This window comes from Sphaerisporangium corydalis, assembly GCF_025506355.1.
Taxonomy (GTDB): Bacteria; Actinomycetota; Actinomycetes; order Streptosporangiales; family Streptosporangiaceae; genus Sphaerisporangium; species Sphaerisporangium corydalis.
This window is the reverse complement of the sequence record NZ_JANZYP010000151.1, coordinates 1-1,357: the sequence shown is the minus strand read 5'-3', so window position 1 is coordinate 1,357 and position 1,357 is coordinate 1. Positions and strand designations below refer to the sequence as shown.

The window sequence follows — 1,357 nt, the reverse complement described above, 5'->3', positions numbered from 1 at the left end:
CGGGGTCGCGGGGGTGGGTGTCGCGGGGGTGGGTGTCGCGGGGGTGGGTGTCGCGAGGGTGGGTGCGGTCGCGAGGGTGGGTGCGGTCGCGGGGGTGGGTGCGGTGACCGTGTAAGCGACCAGGCGCCGGGCGCCAGGGGTGTCCTCGCGGACCACCACGGCGGCCTGCGACACCCCGGGGTGGGCGCGGAGCACCGCCTCGATCTCGCCGAGTTCGATGCGGAAGCCGCGCAGCTTCACCTGGTCATCGGCCCGTCCGAGGAAGACGAGGGTGCCGTCGGCCCGGCGCCGTGCCAGGTCGCCGGTCCGGTACATGCGGCCGCCGGGCGGACCGAAGGGGTCGGCGGTGAACCGCTCGGCGGTCGGCCCGGGACGGCCCAGGTATCCCCGGGCCAGGCCCGCACCGGCCAGGTACAGCTCGCCGGACACCCCCACCGGGACCGGGAGCAGCTGGGCGTCCAGCACGTAGGCGCGGATGTTGGCCACCGGCGCCGCCCACGGCTCGGGCCGCTCCGGCGTGCCACCGTGCCAGCCGTAGGCGTCGACGGTGCACTCGGTGGGCCCGTACAGGTCGTGCGCCATCGTACCGGGCAGCGAGCTCAGCCGGTCCCACAGCGGGGCCGGGGCGGCCTCGCCGCCCACCGTGATCGCCCCTGGACGGTGGCCCTCACCGTCCAGGAAACCGTGGTGGACGAGTTCCTCCAGGTAGGTGGGGGTGACGTCGAGGTAGTCGATGCCCTCTGCCGCCAGGTACACCAGCAGGGCGGCCGGGTCGGTCATGGTGGCCTCGTCCACGACGTGGAGCTCGTGCCCGGCCAGCAGCCACAGCATCGGGTCCCAGGACCCGTCGAAACTGAACGACGCGGCGTGCAGCGCCCGCAGCCTGTCCCGCCCGGCGGCGCGCCGGGCGGGCTCGATCAGGTCCCGGTGGTGGTGGGCGAACAGGTTGCTCAACCCTCCATGAGTACCGACCACACCCTTGGGCCGCCCGGTCGACCCGGAGGTGTAAATCACATAAGCACCGGCCAAGGGCAACGCCCGCGCCCCAGGAAGGGCCGCGATGTCGACCGGCGGCGCGGGATCGCGCGGGCCACCCGTGGCGAGGGGGACGAACCCGTCCGGTGTTACGGAGGAGACGAGGCCGCCATCCGACGCGGTCGCGGGAACGAACCCGTCTGGCATATCGGAGGAGACGAGGCCGCCATCCGACGCGGTCGCGGGAACGAACCCGTCTGGCGTACCGGAGGAGACAGGGCTGCCATCCGACGCGGTGGAGGGGACGAACCCGTTACCGGAGGAGACGAGGCCGCCATCCGACGCGGCGGAGGGGACAAGGCCGGCGTCTGGAGTGGTGGTG

General features: G+C 73.8%; 1 protein-coding gene. It reads right to left on the bottom strand.

The genetic code is table 11. The features are described from left to right. The coding region (locus tag NYZ98_RS41285; RefSeq protein WP_262851018.1) for an amino acid adenylation domain-containing protein at nt 1–1,182 on the bottom strand (1,182 nt) is incomplete at its 3' end. Nucleotides 1,183–1,357: the final 175 nt, after the last annotated feature.